The sequence below is a fragment of the Caballeronia sp. LZ033 genome (assembly GCF_031451265.1).
Lineage (GTDB): Bacteria > Pseudomonadota > Gammaproteobacteria > Burkholderiales > Burkholderiaceae > Caballeronia.
Map to the genome: position 1 here is coordinate 210,075 of NZ_JARUXQ010000003.1, position 17,281 is coordinate 227,355.

A 17,281-nucleotide genomic window follows, 5' to 3' on the forward strand; every position below is an offset into this window, starting at 1 on the left:
CGCTCATGCGACCCGACCCGTCCATTGTCCTGCTGCATGCCACGCCGGTGGCGATCGAACCGGTCGTGCGGGCGTTCGCTTCGATGTGGCCGGAAGCGCGCCTGTCGAACCTGCTCGACGACGGCCTGACCACCGCCCGCGCGCAGTCCGAGGAGTTGACGCCGGCGCTCGCGCAGCGCTTCGTCGATCTGGTGCGCTACGCCCATGCTACCGGCGCCGATGCAATCCTCGCGACGTGTTCGGCGTTCGGGCCGGCCATCGAGGCTGCGGACCGCGCGTTGCCGGTGCCGGTCTGCAAGCCGAACGACGCAATGTTCCAGGATGCGCTCGCATGCGGACGCCGGTTCGCGATGCTCGCCACGTTCGCGCCCGCGTTGCCGACGATGCAGGCCGAGTTCGCGGAGGAGGCCGCGCGGCTCGGCGTGGAGGCGACGCTGGACACCTTCGTCGTCGCTGATGCAATGACGCGTCTGCGTGCCGGCGATGCGGACGCGCACAACGAACTCGTGGCGCTTGAGGCCGCGAAGCTCGAAGGCTACGACGCCGTGTTGCTCGCGCATTTCTCGACGTCGCGCGCGCTGGAGCGGGTCAGCGCGGCGGTTCGCGTGCCGGTGTTTGCTGCGCCGGAAAGCGCGGTGCGGCGACTCAGAAGCCGTCTCGGACTGTAGGGGAGATATCGACATGACGAACCCGATTCGTTCTCGAACGCCGCTCGTGCTGATGAGCACGCTGGCCGTGCAGGGTGCGCTGGCTGAAGAAGTGCTGCCGGCGTTCGAAGCGCAATTCGGCTCGAACGTGGAGCCTGTCTTCGACCCGACGAATGTCCTCATCCAGCGCATCGCGCAGGGCGAACGCGCGGACGTGATGATCGCAGTGAGCGCGTGCATCGAGGACCTGATCGCGCAAGGGGTGTTGAGTCCGCATGGCGCGCGGCAGATCGTGCGCACGGGCATCGGCGTGGCGGTGGCGCACGACGCGCCGCTGCCGCCGCTTGCCACGGCCGGCGATCTTCGTCATGCGCTGCTCGACGCGAGTTCCGTGGCGTACTCGCGCACCGGCGCAAGCGGCGTGTACTTCGCGGACTTGCTGGAACGCATGGGCATCGCGGAACGCATCAATGCGAAGGCGACCGTGATCCCGAAAGGCTTGACGGGCGAATGCATCGTGCGCGGCGAAGCGGACCTGGCCATCCAGCAGCTGAGTGAACTGGCGATCGTGAAGGGCATCCGGATAGCCGGTCCGTTGCCCGACGAGGTCCAGTCCCATACCCGCTTCTCCATCGCAGCGTTCGCTCATGCGACGCGGCGTCCGGAAGCCGAAGCCCTGTTGAACTGGCTGGATGCGCCGCTTGCCCGCAGCGCCTATGTCCGCCACGGCCTCGAATGTCTCGACCGATCTTCATCGGAGCGTTCATCATGAACTATCACTTCGACTTCAGTTTCCTGCACGAGTACTGGCGCGATCTGCTCTACGGCGTCTGGCTCACGATCCGCATGACGCTGATCGCCACCTTGCCCGGCTTCGTGCTCGGCATCGTGCTGGCTGTCGGGCGTCTGCACGGAAGCGCGGCCGTTTCACGCGCGATCCGCGCCTATGTGGAAGTCATCCGCAATACACCGCTCGTGCTGCAGGTGTTCTGGATCTTCTTCGGACTGGCCGCGATCCGTCTGCATGTTCCGGCGTTCGGCGCGGCCATCGTCGCGCTCGTCGTCAACGTCAGCGCCTATACCGCCGAGATCATGCGCGCAGGACTGGAAGCCGTGCCGCACGGGCAGATCGAAGCGGCCTCGTGTCTGGCGATGTCGCGCCGCCAGGTGCTGTGGCACGTCGAGATTCCGCAGGCCATCGAGAAGATGTATCCCGCGCTGGTGAGCCAGTTCATTCTCATGCTGCTGGCCACGTCGATCATGTCGCAGATATCGGCGGAAGAACTGACGGGCGTCGCCGATCTCATCCAGTCCATCACCTTTCGCGGCTTCGAGGCGTATGTCGTCATCGCCGTCGCCTATCTCGCGCTGGCGAGCGCACTGCGCTGGCTGCTGCTCGCGGCAGGCGGCACGCTGTTCCCGCGCCTGCGCATGACCGGCGCACGGGGAGCACGCTCATGAGCTTCTTCAATCTCACCGATGCGCAACTGGCCTTCATGCTGAAGGGCGCGCTCTCCACGCTGGAACTGTCGGTCGCGGGCGCGCTGGGCGGCGCGTTGATCGGGCTGCCGGTGGCGCTGATGCTGGTGTCGTCGCGCGGCGTGGCGCTGGCGCTGAGCCGCGCTTACGTGCACATGCTGCAGGGCATTCCCTTGCCGGTGGCGATGTTCGTCGCGTACTTCGGCATCGGGCTCTTCGGCTTCGATGTGCTGCCGGTGATCGCGGCCTCGATCGCGCTCGCCATCAACGCCGGTGCCTATCTCGCGGAGATCTGGAAAGGCGCGATTCTCGCCGTGCCCGCGACGCAATGGGAGGCGGGCGAATCGCTGGCGCTCTCGTACCTGCAGCGCATGCGCTACGTGATCCTGCCGCAGGCATTGCGCATCTCGGTGCCGCCGACGGTCGGCTTCATCGTATCGCTCATCAAGAACACGTCGTATGCAGTGGTGATCGGCATGGGTGAGCTGACTTATTCGTCGCGCATGGTCAACAACACCACGTTCGAACCGTTCCTCATCTTCACGCTCGCGGCCGGCGTGTATTTCCTGCTCTGTTATCCGGTCGCGCGCATCAGCGTGCATCTGGAGCGTGCCGGCCGCTTCGGCGCGCGCTCCACGGGAGACTCCACACAATGAACACCATGGTCAGTTTCCGCGGCGTGCGCAAGGCGTACGGCTCGACGGAAGTGTTGAAGGGCATCGATCTCGACGTGCAGCGCGGCGAGGTGATCGCGCTGATCGGCCGCTCCGGTTCAGGCAAGAGCACGGCGCTGCGCTGTGTGAACGGTCTCGAGCGCATCAGCGGCGGCTCGCTCGAAGTCTGCGGACACCGGCTCGACGCTGCCGAGGTGGATCTGCGCGCGTTGCGGCTCGATGTCGGCATCGTGTTCCAGAGCTACAACCTGTTTCCGCATCTGACCGTGCAGCAGAACATCACGCTCGCACCGCTCAAGGTCAGGCGGACCGGACGCGCGGAAGCGAACGAACTGGCGGCGCACGTGCTGGACCAGGTAGGACTCGGCGCGCGCGGGGCGGCGTATCCGCATGAACTGTCGGGCGGTCAGCAGCAGCGCGTGGCCATTGCACGGTCGCTTGCCATGCAGCCCGCGGTGATGCTTTTCGACGAAGTGACCTCGGCCCTCGATCCGGAACTGACCGGCGAAGTGCTGCGCGTAATGGAGCGGCTGGCGCACGACGGCATGACGATGCTGATCGTCACGCACGAAATGGCCTTCGCGCGCTCGGTGGCGCGCAAGGTGGTCTTCATGAACGACGGCGTGATCTGGGAGCAGGGCGGCGCGGAGATGCTTGCTTCGCCCCGTTCGACCGAGCTTCAGTGTTTCGTCGGCAACGGCTTGTAGTTCCTGTTTATCTCTCTTCCAGAGGCACATGAAATGACCTTCAAAAGCAACCTCAAAGGCCTGTTGACGATTGCGCTGGCCTTATGTGTGACGACCGGCGTGGTTCGGGCGGACACGCTCTCGGACATCAAGTCGCGCGGCACGATCAACGTGGGCATCGACTTCACGCATCCGCCCTACGGCATGATCGACAAGAACGCCGTGCAGACCGGCACCGACCTCGATATCGCGCGCCTGATCGCCAAGGACCTGGGCGTAAAGCTCAATGTCGTGCCCGTCAACGGACCCAACCGCATTCCGTTCCTGCTGACGGGCAAGGCGGATATCGTGGTCGCTTCGTTCTCCGTGACCGACGAGCGCAAAAAGGTCATCGGCTTCAGCCGCGCCTACGCAACCGAGCCGATCTTCGTGGTTGCGCCCGGCAAGAACACGCTCAAGGATGTGACGAGCCTGTCCGGCAAGACGGTGGCGACCGCGCGCGGCACGACCGCCGACCTCGATCTCGTCGCGGCCATCAAGGACAAGAACGTCAAGGATGTGAACATCGTGCGCTATCTCGACGAAGCGACGGAACGCACGGCGGTTTCGTCGGGCCAGCAGAGCATTTTTGTGGCCGCGCTGGCGGATGCGCTCGCCGTCAAGCAGGCCAGCCCGGACGCCAACTTCGAGTATCAGTTCCAGGTGGCGGAAGATCCGCTGGCAATCGGCCTGAAGAAGGATGACGCCGCCATGCAGGGATGGCTCGATTCCTGGGTCGCGAGCAATCTGCACAATGGCAAGCTCAACGCGATCTGGAAGCAGTACTTCGGCATCGATCTTTCACGCTCTGTCTATTGAGGGCCGACGCCATGACAGCTTCGAATGCACAGGCGCCGAGCACGCTGCTCACGCCGGTGAGGGTAGCAGGAACGCTCGCGTTCGTCAGCGGGCAATTGCCGCGCGAACAGGGCGAATTGAAGTACCGCGGCAGGGTGGGCGATGCCGTGAACCTGGAAGACGCCGAGTCCGCTGCGGCGCTTTCGGCGAGAGCGTGTCTTGCCGCGCTCGAACGCGCGTTGGGTTCGCGTGAACGCATCGCGGCCATCGTCAAGCTGACGGGCTTCGTCGCCTGCACGAGCGAGTTCACGGCGCAGGGCAAGGTGATCGATGCCGCGTCGCGCGTGTTCATCGACGAACTCGGCAGCACCATCGGCGCGCACGCGCGCAGTGCGATCGGCGTGCAGCAATTGCCGCATGGCGCGCCGGTGGAGATCGAGCTGATCGTCGCATTGCGCGAGGCGGCGTGATGACGGTCGCGAGCGAAGCCGAGCCCTTGCGATTCTGCGCGAACCTCAAGTGGCTGTTCACTGAACTGCCTTTCATCGAGCGCTTCGAGGCGGCGGCGAAGGCGGGCTTCGCCGCGGTGGAGTACGCATCGCCGTATGAATTCGATGCGGCCACGCTCCGCGCGAAGCTTTCCGCGACCGGCCTCGAACAGGTGCTCATCAATACGCCGGCGGCCATGCCGGGCCAGCCAGGCGCCAATGGCTTCGCGTGCATGCCTGGCGAACGCGAGCGCTTTCGCGAGGGCGTGCAGCGGGCGCTGCGTTATGCGGCGGAACTGCGCTGTCCGCTCGTTCATGTGATGGCGGGTCTCGTTCCCGCAGACGTGTCACGCGACCAGGCCGGCGCTACGTTTCGTGAAAACCTGCGCTGGGCGTCCGATGCCGCGCAAGACAGCGGCGTCACGCTATTGCTCGAATGCCTCAATCAGACCGATGCGCGGGGTTACTTCCTGCGTGACCTCGATCATGCGAGCCAGATGATCGAAGAGAGCGGGGCATCGAATGTGCGCCTGCTGTTCGATGCCTATCACTGCCGCATGATGGGACAGGATGTGGTGGAGCAGTTCGCGCTCCACGCGCGACATATCGCTCATGTTCAGTTCGCCGATGTGCCGGGTCGCCATGAACCCGGTTCCGGCGACATGCCATGGAAGGAACTGACAGCGTGCATTCGCGGTCATGACTATGATGGCTGGATCGGTTGTGAATATCGGCCGCAGGTATCGACACTCGAAGGTTTGGGATGGCGGACTGCGTTTCCTCGGCGTGCGTAGTGGCGGGGTACATGAACGTACGTGCCTTGCATTGCTTTTCTGTCTGCCGTAAAAGTTCGATATCCACGCCGAGGCTGCGCGGGACACAGTCCATCGTTTCAATCGAGCCCGTAAATTTCACAATATGCGCGCTAGTCTGCGCATAGTCAGACCGCACCCGTTCCGCCGCTCTGCGTCTTCAAAGCTTCACGCAACGCCAGCACAACAGCGGATCGCAATTCTTCGTATGAAACCCGGTGCGCAAACGTTTCAGCGCGTGCCCGATTGTTGCTTCCGGTCTCGCCGCGCCACACACACGTGGGCAGCCTCAGAACTGATGAATACGTCATCCAGGGAGTTTCGATGGAGAGACCCTCCGCCAGCTCGCCGCGTTCGCCTGAACTTGCGCCGAACGCTTCCATGCCCGTTTCGTCCGGCAAGGCCGGCACGTTCATAAACGATTTACTGTGTGGAAGCAGGCCGCTGTCCGGCCGTGCTTTCTGGGGCATCTGTATCGCGATCGGGCTGCTTGCGCTTGCCTTGCGTCTGATTACGCTGGGCAGCCGCTCATTGCAAATGGACGAGGCCTACAGCGTATGGTTCGCTGCGCGGCCATGGTACGAGCTATGGCACGTCGTCCCGCTGTATGAGATTCATCCGCCGATGTACTACTCGCTGCTCAAGATATGGATCGGCTGGTTCGGCGACTCCGAATTCTCGGTGCGTGTGCCATCGGTCATCATCAGCACGGCCACCGTACTGGTCGTCGCCGTGAGCGGCAGGCTGATGCGCGCGGGTCCGGTGATCGAGCGCGCGGGGCTCATCGCGGGGCTGCTCATCGCGGCCAACAAGGGCAGCATCCTCTATGGCGAACTGGCGCGTCCCTACGCGTTCGAAGCCTTCGCGGCAACCGTTGCCATCCTCTGTTCCGTGATCGTGCTGAGGGAACTCACCGACAGCCGCGCACCGGAAGAAGGCAATGCTGCACCTCAACGAGGACGATTGCTGCCCGCGCTGGTTGTGCTTGCGCTTGCCGCATGCGGGACCTTGTGGTCGCACAACACGGCGGTGCTCGTTGCCTTTGCAGTCGGGCTTGGCATGCTGGTCGCGACGCTCGGCTGGGCGCGCAGCAACCGCCTCATGGCGGCCTTGATCATCGGGGCGCCGTTCGTGGTGGCGCTGGCGCTCTGGTCGCCTTACGTCCACTTCCTGATTGCCGCAACGAAGTATGTGCAGTCGTCGTTCTGGGTCAAGCTCGAATGGGTCGACTTCCTCAAGGCATGGTCGCTGGCGGCCGGCGCGCGGCTCACGCTGCTGCCCGTGTTGCTGCTCTGTGCCGGGGCATGGCTGATCCTGTGGCGCACCTGCCGCGCCGTGGCGGTGCATGTGGCGATCGTCCTGCTGCTGCCCTTCGTGTTCATCGTTGCTTATAGCGTGCTCGTACGGCCCATCTTCATGGACCGCCTGTTCGAGTGGATGGCCGCGCCCATCATGTTCCTGACGGCGCTCGGCATCGTGTGGGCGTTGCCGCGCAACCGCATTCGCCTCGGCGTGCTCATCCTGTTGTTGCTGCTGTCCGGCGTGCAGGCGGTGCAGCTGTATCGCGGCGTACAGGAAGACTTCCGCGCAAGCGTGGCGGAAGTCGCGAATCATCGCCGCAGCGGCGACCTGCTGATTGTCAGTCCGAATGAAGTCGACGTAGCCGTGCAGTATTACGCGAAAAATTATCGCGACTTCCCGGACGTGCTCGTCATGCCTTCGGCGTTTCCCGCGATCGGACTGAAGCGGCCGTACATGAGCAATGTCGCCGCGCCCGGGATCATTCCTGAGGATCGCGAGATTGTCAGGGCCGCGCTCGCGACGCACGGGCGCGTCTGGCTGATCCAGCGCAATCCCGGCGGCTTCGATCCCGACTCCGTGGTGCGCAACGAAATACTGTCGCTGCGCAAGCCGGTGCAGGTTCACGACGAGCATTCGCCTGAACTGCAGCCTGAGCTGTTCCAATGACTTGACGGAAGAATTCGAGTTATGTGCGCTGGCGCACATAACTCGTGCGACATCCTCGCTATCTGCCGACAGAGGTTAGTAAAACGCGTGTGCGGGAATGAGGATTGCAAATGTTCGCACGGCGTGAATCGCATCTGCGCGATGAACGTTTTCATTTCATGGGTGTCTTGTAAGACAGCCCATCAGGACGAGCCAGTATCGCTGATGTCACTGCAACGCGAGGCAGCCTGAAGTCTTTGCAGGTTCGCCCTGTCACCGAATCGCACGCGCGCGCTTCTTTCAGCGCTGCTGATGATCGGTCATCAGCCACGGTAAAGGAAAGTCATGAACACTCCTGTTTTCGAGGCCGTCCGGCTGGACGATGTCCTGCTGAAGCCCGATCCGATCGATCCCGCGTGGATCATCGAAGGACATCCGGTGGCACGCAGCGGCCAGTGGTCGCGCAGCCGCGACACGACCACGTCGTCGTGGGTCTGGGATTGCACGGCCGGCCGCTTCAGATGGTATTTCGATGCCGACGAAACGATCTATGTAATCGAAGGCGAAGTGATCGTCACGTCGGAGGGGCAGGCGCCGCGTTCACTGCGGGCCGGAGACGCGGCGCTGTTTTATGCAGGCACCTGTTCCGAATGGTATGTGCCGAAGTACGTGCGCAAGCACGCGATCCTGCGTCCGCATATCTCGAAGCCGGTGTTGCTGGCGCTCAAGATGAGCCGCAGGCTCAGGCGCAGGCCGAGCGGTTACCTGCCTCGTTCATCGCTCTGAACGAAGCGGCCTTGCAAGCGAACAGGCCGGACCTTGTACAGGTCCGGCCTGATTCATCACTCGAAACGCCCCAACACAAGCGTCAGAAGTTGAACTCGGCGGACAACAGCACCGTGCGCGGCGCGGCATTCGTGATGTACGTGCCTTGCTGGATCCAGTAGCGGCTGCCGAACAGGTTCTCGATGTTGGCGCGGAAGATCACGTCCTTGCTCGCAATGCGCGTGCTGTAGCGAAGGCCCGCGTCATAGCGCGTCCACGACGGCAGGCGCAGCGTGTTGGTCGCGTTGTAGTACTGCGCACCCGTGTGGATGATGCGGCCATTCACACTCAGGCCCGGCACCCACGGCAGATCATAGTCGGCGCCCAGGTTGAGGGCGAACTTCGGCACGCCGGCCGGATCGTTGCCGTCGTTCGCGCCGCCAGCGGTGCCTTCGAGCTTCGGATCGTAGAAGGTCGCGCTCGCCATCATGCGCAGGTTGCGGAACACTTCGCCGTACGCCGCGAGTTCGAGACCGCGCACCTTGGTGCGGCCGTCGTAACCGTAGACCAGCGTCGTCGGGTTCAGCACGCCATTCGGCTGCGAGATCTGAAAGACCGACACCGAGGTCATCACGCGTCCCCAGTCCGCCTTCACACCCGCTTCGTACTGGTTCGACTTGTACGGCGCGAAGACCTGTCCCACGTTCACTGCACCGGCGGGCGCGCTGCCGCCGTTGGTCAGCCCCGACGTGAAGTTGCCGTACACCGAGATGTTGTTGAGCGGCTTGAACACGATACCCGCGAGCGGCGTGATCGCTTGCTGATCGATCGTGCCGGTGCGCGAGCCCGACGACACGTCGTAGTTGTCGAGGCCGATGGTCTGACGGCGGAAGCCGCCCGTGATCAGCAGACGGTCATTGAAGAACGACATCGTGTCGATGACCTGCTGGCTGTTCAGACGCAACTGCGCGCTGCGTTGCGCGTCGCCGCGCGGCGTGGTCATCGGCGGGAGCGGCGTCGGGTTGTACAGGCTCGACGGCACCGCCTGGGCGGCTGTTCCGAGCGCGTAGAAGTAGCCATCTTCCTTGTTCAGGCTCGTGATGCCGGTGACCAGCGTGTGCTTCACGCCGAAGGTATCGAAGTGGAAGCGCAGGCCCGCATCGATCGTCTTCGTGCGGTTATAGGCGTCGTAGTAGCCGTTGCGAACCGAGAAGTTGCCCGCGTTGGTCATGCCGCTCGCCGCCGGGAAGTTCTGCGCCGACGTGCCGTAGTGTTCGCCCGCCGCGCCATAGACGGTCACGTGCGGGTTGATGTCGTATTCGAGGCGCGTCATGACGGCCGAATCGCGCAGCTTGAGCTTCGAGCCGGGATAGAGGTTCGCATAGCCCGACGGCACCGCCGGCACCGCGGTAGCCGTGCCCAGGCCGATCTGCGAGCGGAGTTCGTCCGTGTTTTCGGAGACGTTGTAGGCATCGAACGACCAGCGCAGGTTCTTGCCGCGATAGTCGAGGCCCACGGCGCTGTCGCCCTGCAGCTGATTGCCGTGCGCGATGCTCGTCTGGCCATCCTTGATCTGGCCGTTCACGCGAATGCCGAACTGGCCTTCATCGCCGAAGCGCCGGCCCACATCGGCTGCGACACCGAACTGTCCTTTCGATTGATACAGCGCGGTGAGACGCGTGAGCGGGGTGTCGTCGGCACGCTTGGTGACGATGTTGATCGCGCCGCCGACGCTGCCCGACGGTCCCATGCCGTACATCAGCGAACCCGGACCCTGCAGCACTTCGACGCGGTCCAGCAGGTTCACCGGCACGCGCGCCGCCGAGACCATGCCGTAGAGGCCGTTCAAGGCGACATCGGTGGCCTGCACCGCGAAGCCGCGAATCTCGAACACGTCGCCGAAACCGCCGCTGCTTTGCTCGGTACGCACCGACGCGTTGTTCACGACGACATCGCCGATCGTGCGTGCCTGCGTGTCCTGGATGAATTGCTCGGTGTAGTTGGTCGTGTTGAACGGCTGGTCCATCACGTTCGACGTGCCCAACACGCCGATGCCGCCGCCTCGCGCCACCTGGCCGCCGGCGTAGGGCGCGGGCAGATCGCTGGTGGTCGTGCCCTTCACCACGACGGCGGGCAAGGAGGCCGGCTGAACTGACGAAGCGGCATCCGCGCTTTGCGCGTGAGCGATGCCCGCTGTTGCCGAGGTGGCGATGAAACCGAAGAAAAGATGCTGGACGGCGCGGGAAACGGCGGTGCGTCGGCAATTCGACGCCTGGGTTTGGCGATGAGACATGACGTGCTGGATCTTCTGGCTGGAGGGGTGAAGGCGACGCAACGTGGAACGTTCCGAATGAGAATCGTTCGCAAGTGTAAGTTAAGCGTTCACTGGAGGAAACGGTTTGCCACGAAATTTCTGCAGAGCAAGGATTTAAGTCGGAGGAAAACGTTTGCGCGCGGAACATCTGTTGCGCCGTAATTACACGCGATGTAATTGGCACGCCGCGCCCGCCTCACTACTGTGTGGTCATCGCGCGGCCATTCCGGCTGCGCTGGCCAACAGGAGAGATTCATGTCCAGCCACATCATTCACACGACAACATCCGCACCGGTGCAATCGCGGCCCGTGCTCGAGCAACTGCAACAACGCTTCGGCCTGATTCCGAATATCGCGGGAGCGATGGCGGCATCGCCGGTACTGATCAACGGCTTTCTCGGGCTGTTCGAGCGCGTGCATGCGAGCAGCCTGACCGAGCCGCAGATCCAGACGCTTCTCCTGACCAACGCCGTGGTGAACGCGAGCGAATGGCCGGTCGCGTTTCACACGGCGCTCGCGCTGAAGGAAGGCGTGCCGCCCGCCGATGTCGACGCCATCCGCCACGGCGCCTTGCCCGGCGACGCCACGCTGGCGGCCCTGTCAGGGCTGGCGCGCGCGCTGATCGAAAGGCGTGGCCGGATCACGGCGCACGACCAGGAACGCTTTCTCGCAGCGGGCTTCAGCGACGAGCAGATACTGGAGGTCATTGCGGTAGTGGCGGCATCGACGATCACGAACTACGCGGCCAGCGTCACGCAGCCGCCGCTCGAACCGCAGTTCGAAGCCTTCGCATGGCGTCAAAAACAGGAGATCCGATGAACGACACGCGGTCCGACCGCCCGGCGCCGGTCTCCGGTCTCGGCGACCTGCTGCGCTACTGGCGCGACGTGCGCGGCGTGAGTCAGCTCGATCTTTCGCTGGACGCAGGCATTTCGCAGCGGCAGATCAGCTTCATCGAAAGCGGACGCAGCGTGCCGGGCCGCGACACGCTGCTGACGCTCGCCCAGACCCTCGACGTGCCGCTGCGCGAGCGCAATGCGCTGCTGCTCGCAGCGGGCTATGCGCCGATGTATTCGGAAGCGCCCTGGAGCGCGCAGGAGATGCACGGCGTGATCCGCGCGCTCGAACGCGTGGTGCGCCAGCACGAACCGTTTCCGGCCATCGTGATGGACCGGCACTGGAACGTGCTGATGACCAATGACGCCGCGCCGCGCTTCTTCGGCTGTTTCATCGACATGGCCGCGCGCAAGGGGCCACGCAACATGCTGCATCTGATGTTCGATCCGCACGGCATGCGGCCGCACCTGATGCAGTGGGAAGAACTCGCGCGCAGTCTGCTGCAGCGTGTGCAGCGCGAGTCAGTGGGCCGCGTGCTGGACGCGGGCACCATGCGGCTGCTGGATGAACTGCTGGGCTATCCCGGCGTGCCGCAGGACTGGCGGACGCATCACGAGCCATCCGCGACGCCGGGCGCGCCGGCCATGCCGGTCATTCCGATGGTGTTTTCACGCGGTGCGCGCGTGCTGCGCTACTTCTCGCTCGTCACGACGGTGGGCACGCCGCAGAGCGTGGCGGCGCAGGAGTTGCGCCTCGAATGCATGTTCCCCGCCGACGAGGAAACCGAGGCGCATTACCGGCAACTGCTGGCCGATGATGCGCATCATCGCGGAACAGCTACCAGCGCACGTTGAACGTGCTGCACAGCTCGTCGATAGCGGATTGTTCGAGCGGTTCAGGACGCGGCGTGGTCATGAGCCACAGGCGCGCGGTTTCTTCCAGTTCTTCCAGCGCCCAGGACGCGTGCGAGACGCTGCGTTCCCATACCACCGGACCGAGGCGCTCCAGCAGCACGGCGCGCACCGAAGCCGCACGCGCCGCGATTTCAGCCGCCACCTGCGGATCGCCCGGACGCCGATAGCGCACCAGCGGCACATGTCCGACCTTCATCACGTAGTACGGCGTGATGGGCGGCAACACGTCTTCATCGCTCCACACGCCCGCGAGCGTCAGCGCGACGAGCGAAGTGGAATGGGTATGCACGACGCCGCGCGTGTCCGCGTTGTTCGCGTAGATGCGCCGATGCAGTTCCAGCGTCTTCGAAGGCCGGCCGCCGGAGACGTGCTGGCCTTGCGCATCGACCTTGGCGATCTCGGCGGGGTCCATGCGGCCGAGGCAGGCGTCGGTCGGCGTGATGAGCCAGCCGTCCTCGCAGCGCGCGCTGATGTTGCCCGCGCTGCCCACCGTGTAGCCGCGCGCATAGAGACTCGCGCCGACCGTGCAGATTTCCTCGCGCAGCGCCGCGTCGCTGCCGGTGTTGATCATCGCGCTGCTCATGAACGTTTTCCCTCGGCATAACGCAGCGCCTTCGCGAAGAAATCGCGTGCGCCGAAATTGCCCGACTTGAGCGCGAGCACCAGCGGCGTCTCGCCCAACGCGACCGTCACGGGCACGCCCGGATCGATCGGCGGTCCGATCTGCAGCATGTTGACGTCGAGCGCCTGCACCACCGCGCCCGAAGTCTCGCCGCCCGCCACCACGAACTTGCGCACGCCGCGCGCTTTCGCTTCACGCGCGATGGCCGCGAGCGCGTCTTCCACGAGCTTGCCTGCCGCCGCGACGCCGAGTTCGCGCTGCACTTCGCCCACTTCCTCGGGCGCGGCCGTCGCGTAGATCAGGACCGGCTGTCCGGCGTGGCTGTCGATGAAAGCGAGTGCCGCTTCGACCACCGCCTCGCCGCGCGCGAGCGAACGCGGATCGACGCGGAAAGCGGGACGCGCGGCTTGCCATTCGGCCACCTGCGCATTGGTCGCCTTCGACGCGCTGCCGGCCAGCACGAGCGCCGGGCCGCTGACGGACGGCAGGTCGGCGGCCTGTTCGTTCGGTTCGATCAGCCCCGCGCGGCGGAAGTTCTCCGGCAGCCCGATGGCGACGCCCGAGCCGCCCGTCACGAGCGGCAGGTCGGCGCAGGCTTCGCCGAGGGTACGCAGGTCGGCGTCGGTGAGCGCGTCGGCGATGGCGAGGCGCACGCCGTCCGCACGCAGCCGCGCGATGGCTTCACGCACGGCCGTGGCGCCGGCCGCAACAGTGGCGCTGCCGATCAAGCCCACTTTTGATTGCGACTGCCGCTGCAACACGCGCACGAGGTTGGGATCGCGCATCGGCGTGAGCGGATGGTTTTCCATGCCCGACTCGTTCAGCAGCGCATCGCCGACGAACAGATGCCCGCGATACACCGTGCGCCCGTTCTCCGGAAAAGCCGGGCAGGCGATGGCGAAGTCGTCTTCGCTGCCTTGGGCCGCGAGTGCGCCGAGCAGCGCTTCGGCGACCGGGCCGATATTGCCCGCGTCGGTGGAATCGAAGGTCGAGCAGTACTTGAAGAAGAACTGGCGGCAGCCTTGGGCGCGCAGCCAGTCGAGCGCGGCGAGCGATTGCGCGACGGCGTCCTGCGCGTCGATGGTGCGCGATTTCAGCGCGACCACCAGCGCGTCCACGTCTTCGGCCACGGCGGATGCGGGCACGCCGATGGTCTGGATCGTGCGCATGCCGCCGCGCACGAGGGTGCTGGCGAGGTCAGTGGCGCCGGTGAAGTCGTCTGCGATGCATCCCAGTACGGGACGGCGTGTGCGTGTGTGCATGGTGTTCCCTCCGTGCATCGATTGTACGGCGCGATGATCGATTCGTGTTAAACGGTGTTAAAAAAATTGACGTGAGTGGTAAAGAGCGTTAACGTCTGCGGTATTCGACGTAGACGTTGTCCGCGTTCCTTTTTTTCCTTTATTTCCCCGTCGTCGGCGGAAAAATCTGCCGGCCACGCCTTTTTGCGCGGATCCCAAGATGAATTTCGAGCTTCTCTTCGCCTCGCCGTCGCCGGCCCAGACAGTCCAGCCGGTGCGCTACGCGCTGACCGGCGCCAAGGGCGGTTTTGCCCGCACGCTGCTGGCGCAGACGCGGCTGATCGAGCGGCTGGTGCCCGCCGCGCTGTGCGATCTCGACGTTCCCGGCCTGCGCGCGATGTGTATCGAACTGGGCTTCGCCGAAGCGTCGCTCGTCGAATGCACGGACGCAGCGAGCGTTGCCGCGCTCGCGCCCGGCCAGATCGCGCTGGTTGCGGATGTCGCGCTGCTGGCGTCGTCGGAATGGGACATCCTCGTCGAGGCGACCGGCAATCCGTCGGTGGGCTATCGCGTGGCGGTGGCGGCGCTCGAAGCGAAGCGCCACGTCGCGATGGTCAGCAAGGAAGTCGATTCGGTCGCGGGCGTCGCGCTCGCGCGGCTGGCGGAGCGCCAGGGCGTCGTGTACACGACGGCGGACGGCGACCAGCCGTCGAACCTGATCGGCTGGGTGACGTGGGCGCGCGTGCTGGGCCTCGACGTGGTCGCGGCGGGCAAGTCGAGCGAATACGATCTCGTGTTCGATGCCGACACCGGCAACGTCACGCAGCTCGACCAGACTTTCCCCGCGCCGGAACTCGCTGGCCTGATGACGCTCGGCGACGACATCGCCGCGACGCTCGCCGCGCGCCGCGAGGCATTGCGCGGCCGCAAGACCTCGGCGACGGCGGACTATTGCGAAATGAGCGTGGTCGCGACCAACACGAATCTCGTGTCGGATGTCGAACTGCTGCATTACCCGGTTGCGCGCACCACCGAACTTGCGGACATCTATGCGCTGCGTGAAGACGGCGGCGTGCTGTCGCGCAGCGGCGTCATCGAAGTGTTCAACATGCTGCGCCGTCCCGACGAAGCGAGCTTCGCGGGCGGCGTGTTCGTCGTCGTGCGCACCTTCGACGCGCCGACCTGGGAACTGCTCGCGCAGAAGGGCCACGTGGTGAGCCGCAACGGCCGCTACGCGTGCATGTATCTGCCGTATCACTTCATGGGCGTCGAAACGCCCATCTCGTTGCTCGATGCAGTGCTGCACGGCCGGCCCTCGGGCGCCGCGAAGCCGGCGCAGTGCGTCGTGCTGGCGGGCCGCGCGAACGTCGATATCGCCGCGGGCACGGTGCTGCACATGGGCGGCCATCATCACGACGTGACCGGCGTGCAGGCCGTGCTGCTCGATCGCAGCCGCGCGCCCGGCGACGTATCGCCGCTCTATCTCGCGGCCCACACGACACTGGCCCGCGATGTGAAGGCAGGCGAACTCATCACCATCGCCGACCTGCGCAACCCGGACGAAGCGCTGCTGCGCGCGTGGGAAGAAGGCTGCGAATAGGCGTAGCGGGCTACAACACACACTGAAACAGAAGGAAGGGGAGACCATGCGGGGAGAATTTGGAACGATCACGATGGCGGTGATCGCGATCATCGTGCTGATCGTATTGATTGCGCGGTTCAAGCTGAGTCCGTTCATCGCGCTGACGCTGACGGCGCTCGGACTCGGCCTTGCGGCAGGCGTGACGCCGGAACATGCCATCGACAGTTTCACGAAGGGCTTCGGCGGCGCGCTCGCGCGTACCGGTCCGGTGGTCGGACTGGGCGCGGTGCTCGGCGGCATCATGATCGGCACGGGCGGTGCGGACCGCATCGCCAATGCGTTCGTCGGCAAGCGGCCGCTGTGGCTCGCGCCGTGGACGGTCTGCGCGGCGGCGCTGCTGATCGGCATGCCGCATCTGTTCGATGTGAGCTTCATCATGCTCGCGCCGCTGGTCTATACCATCGCGCGCCGCACCGGCAGCCATCTGCTGTATATCGGCTTGCCGCTCGCTGCGGGCCTTTATGTGTCGCACGGTCTGCTGCCGCCGCATCCGGCGCCGACGCTCGCCGTCAACGCGTATCACGCGAACACCGGCCTCACGCTGCTGTACGGCCTGATGATCGCGATTCCGGCGGCCATCATCACCGGTCCGCTCTTCACGACGCTCGCGCGCCGCTTCTTTGGTCCGGCGCCGGATCTCGCGAAAGGTCCGGGCGGCACGCGCACCGACACGGAAAGCACCGGCGAAGTCTCGCTTGCCCTGTCCGTGCTGTGCCTGCTGATTCCGCCGGCCTTGATGCTGATCGGCACGCTCGGCATGGACTACAGCGTGAAGGGCACCGGGCAGTACGTGTTCTTCCAGTCGCTCAACGACCCGATTCTGTCGCTGCTCGCCGCGGTGATCTTCGCGTTCTTCGCGCTGGGCATCAAGGGACGCTTCCCGCTGGCGGACATGCAGAAGATGATCAGCAAGGGCATCGCACCGCTGTCGGCGATCCTGCTGATTCTCGGCGCGGGCGGCGGCTTCAAGCAGATGCTGACGTCGATCCATCTGGACACGATCATCGTTTCTCATACAGCGACGTGGGCCGTGAGCCCGCTCGTGCTGGCGTGGCTGATCGCGGCGCTGCTGCGCGTGTGCGTCGGCTCGGCGACGGTTGCGACCGTTGCGGCGTCGGGCATCGTCGCACCGCTGCTGATGTCGCATCCGGGCGTCTCGCCGGAACTGATGGTGCTGGCGACGGCGTCCGGCGCGGTGATGCTGTCGCACGTGAACGACTCCGGCTTCTGGCTCTTCAAGGAGTATTTCCAGCTGACGGTGGCGCAGACGCTGCGCACCTGGACGCTGATGCTGTGCGTGCAGTCGCTGGTGGGACTGGGCGGCGTGCTGCTCATCAATATGTTCATCGGCTAAGATAGGCGACCCGCCGCGCGCG

18 protein-coding genes are annotated in these 17,281 nt (G+C 64.9%); 14 read left to right on the forward strand and 4 right to left on the reverse strand.

Translation table 11 applies throughout. The features are described from left to right. Window positions 1–5 precede the first annotated feature (5 nt). Genes QCE62_RS22295 through QCE62_RS22330 form a run of 8 tightly spaced genes read left to right on the forward strand, consistent with a single transcriptional unit; the run spans window position 6 to window position 5,605 of the window. Window positions 6–668 carry an aspartate/glutamate racemase family protein gene (locus QCE62_RS22295; RefSeq protein ID WP_309923282.1) on the forward strand — a complete coding sequence of 221 codons (663 nt, stop codon included), beginning with the start codon at window positions 6–8 and terminating at the stop codon, window positions 666–668. 13 nt (window positions 669–681) lie between these two features. After that, a complete protein-coding gene (locus QCE62_RS22300) occupies window positions 682–1,419 on the forward strand; it encodes a substrate-binding domain-containing protein (RefSeq protein WP_309923284.1) in 738 nt (245 codons plus the stop codon). After that, window positions 1,416–2,108, forward strand: coding sequence for an amino acid ABC transporter permease (locus QCE62_RS22305; protein WP_309923286.1), 693 nt, complete (start codon window positions 1,416–1,418; stop codon window positions 2,106–2,108). Before QCE62_RS22300 ends, QCE62_RS22305 begins: the two co-directional genes overlap by 4 nt. Next, window positions 2,105–2,782, forward strand: coding sequence for an amino acid ABC transporter permease (locus QCE62_RS22310; RefSeq protein WP_309923288.1), 678 nt, complete (start codon window positions 2,105–2,107; stop codon window positions 2,780–2,782). Before QCE62_RS22305 ends, QCE62_RS22310 begins: the two co-directional genes overlap by 4 nt. After that, complete coding sequence (locus QCE62_RS22315; RefSeq protein WP_309923290.1) at window positions 2,779–3,507, forward strand: amino acid ABC transporter ATP-binding protein; 729 nt, start codon at window positions 2,779–2,781, stop codon at window positions 3,505–3,507. Before QCE62_RS22310 ends, QCE62_RS22315 begins: the two co-directional genes overlap by 4 nt. Before the next feature lie 33 nt (window positions 3,508–3,540). Then, window positions 3,541–4,344, forward strand: a complete 804-nt coding sequence (locus QCE62_RS22320) for a transporter substrate-binding domain-containing protein (RefSeq protein ID WP_309923292.1) — start codon at window positions 3,541–3,543, stop codon at window positions 4,342–4,344. A gap of 11 nt (window positions 4,345–4,355) precedes the next feature. Further along, the gene (locus QCE62_RS22325; RefSeq protein ID WP_309923294.1) at window positions 4,356–4,793 is read left to right on the forward strand and encodes a RidA family protein; all 438 of its coding nucleotides are present in this window, start codon (window positions 4,356–4,358) and stop codon (window positions 4,791–4,793) included. Further along, the gene (locus tag QCE62_RS22330; RefSeq protein WP_309923296.1) at window positions 4,793–5,605 is read left to right on the forward strand and encodes a TIM barrel protein; all 813 of its coding nucleotides are present in this window, start codon (window positions 4,793–4,795) and stop codon (window positions 5,603–5,605) included. The genes QCE62_RS22325 and QCE62_RS22330 overlap by 1 nt, the downstream gene beginning before the upstream one ends. A 146-nt stretch (window positions 5,606–5,751) precedes the next feature. Here QCE62_RS22330 and QCE62_RS22335 read toward each other — a convergent pair whose 3' ends face one another. After that, on the reverse strand, window positions 5,752–6,006 hold the full coding sequence (locus QCE62_RS22335) for a hypothetical protein (protein ID WP_309923298.1): 255 nt from the start codon (window positions 6,004–6,006) through the stop codon (window positions 5,752–5,754). Between QCE62_RS22335 and QCE62_RS22340 the strand changes: the two genes are divergently transcribed. Beyond that, window positions 6,005–7,591, forward strand: a complete 1,587-nt coding sequence (locus QCE62_RS22340) for a hypothetical protein (RefSeq protein ID WP_309923300.1) — start codon at window positions 6,005–6,007, stop codon at window positions 7,589–7,591. The genes QCE62_RS22335 and QCE62_RS22340 overlap by 2 nt on opposite strands. A 324-nt stretch (window positions 7,592–7,915) precedes the next feature. Next, window positions 7,916–8,356: a cupin domain-containing protein gene (locus QCE62_RS22345; protein ID WP_309818434.1), complete on the forward strand. Its 441-nt coding sequence runs from the start codon at window positions 7,916–7,918 to the stop codon at window positions 8,354–8,356. Window positions 8,357–8,438: 82 nt separating this feature from the next. Here the strand turns inward: QCE62_RS22345 and QCE62_RS22350 are convergent, their stop codons facing one another. Then, the gene (locus tag QCE62_RS22350; RefSeq protein ID WP_309923302.1) at window positions 8,439–10,628 is read right to left on the reverse strand and encodes a TonB-dependent siderophore receptor; all 2,190 of its coding nucleotides are present in this window, start codon (window positions 10,626–10,628) and stop codon (window positions 8,439–8,441) included. A gap of 276 nt (window positions 10,629–10,904) precedes the next feature. Between QCE62_RS22350 and QCE62_RS22355 the strand changes: the two genes are divergently transcribed. After that, on the forward strand, window positions 10,905–11,468 hold the full coding sequence (locus QCE62_RS22355; protein ID WP_309923304.1) for a carboxymuconolactone decarboxylase family protein: 564 nt from the start codon (window positions 10,905–10,907) through the stop codon (window positions 11,466–11,468). Further along, window positions 11,465–12,340: a helix-turn-helix transcriptional regulator gene (locus QCE62_RS22360; RefSeq protein ID WP_309923307.1), complete on the forward strand. Its 876-nt coding sequence runs from the start codon at window positions 11,465–11,467 to the stop codon at window positions 12,338–12,340. Before QCE62_RS22355 ends, QCE62_RS22360 begins: the two co-directional genes overlap by 4 nt. Here QCE62_RS22360 and QCE62_RS22365 read toward each other — a convergent pair. Together QCE62_RS22365 and otnK are read right to left on the reverse strand one after the other, a co-directional pair. Next, complete coding sequence (locus QCE62_RS22365; protein ID WP_309923309.1) at window positions 12,324–12,983, reverse strand: aldolase; 660 nt, start codon at window positions 12,981–12,983, stop codon at window positions 12,324–12,326. The two genes, QCE62_RS22360 and QCE62_RS22365, sit on opposite strands and share 17 nt — an antisense overlap. Continuing rightward, window positions 12,980–14,284 (reverse strand): 3-oxo-tetronate kinase, encoded by a 1,305-nt coding sequence (otnK, locus tag QCE62_RS22370; protein ID WP_309923311.1) that lies wholly within the window; start codon window positions 14,282–14,284, stop codon window positions 12,980–12,982. The genes QCE62_RS22365 and otnK overlap by 4 nt, the downstream gene beginning before the upstream one ends. 199 nt (window positions 14,285–14,483) lie before the next feature. Between otnK and QCE62_RS22375 the strand changes: the two genes are divergently transcribed. Together QCE62_RS22375 and QCE62_RS22380 are read left to right on the forward strand one after the other, a co-directional pair. Continuing rightward, window positions 14,484–15,863, forward strand: coding sequence for a homoserine dehydrogenase (locus tag QCE62_RS22375; protein ID WP_309923313.1), 1,380 nt, complete (start codon window positions 14,484–14,486; stop codon window positions 15,861–15,863). Window positions 15,864–15,909: 46 nt separating this feature from the next. Next, the gene (locus QCE62_RS22380; RefSeq protein ID WP_309923314.1) at window positions 15,910–17,259 is read left to right on the forward strand and encodes a gluconate:H+ symporter; all 1,350 of its coding nucleotides are present in this window, start codon (window positions 15,910–15,912) and stop codon (window positions 17,257–17,259) included. Window positions 17,260–17,281: the final 22 nt, after the last annotated feature.